1 protein-coding gene is annotated in these 516 nt (G+C 47.3%); it reads left to right on the top strand.

Annotated features, from left to right (window positions below):
- Positions 1–516 (top strand): hypothetical protein (locus R7R78_RS29495; protein WP_225475009.1); only part of this gene is annotated, 516 nt, incomplete at both ends.

The following is a 516-nucleotide window of genomic DNA, read 5'->3' as shown; positions in this document are numbered from 1 at the left end:
TGACAAAAATCGTCGATAAAACTCAGTATGAGTCTGGCGACACGCTGACGTATACGATTCAAATTGAAAACACCACGGCAAACTGGGCGAACGATGTCCAAGTTAAAGACTTCGTAAACAAAATTACGGCGGCCAGCGTGACTGGTGCGGACGTGATTGCGTTTGAGTCTGGGACTATTTACATGAATGCCGAGTCTTTGAACGGAGCCACTAAGTTCCCCGCAGCCAATGACGAGTTCATTGATGGCAGTATTGATATTGCGCCTAATGATGTGGTGACCATCACCGTAGAAGGTGAGCTCAACTCGCAAGTCGTTGGCGAGGTGACCAATACCGTTGATGTTACCTACAACGGCACCACAAAAACGGCAGAAGCGACCAGCACGGCAAAGATCCCCGATCTAACGTTTACGAAAACGCCGATGGTGGAGCATTACAGCCCAAACAAAGCGTCGGGTTACATTCTTAAAATTGTCAATGAAGGCAACAACTACGCGAACGATATCAATTTGAAAG

The organism is Vibrio sp. 2134-1 (assembly GCF_033339495.1).
Note: the sequence above shows the minus strand (reverse complement) of the source record. Positions and strands in the feature narration are given on the sequence as shown.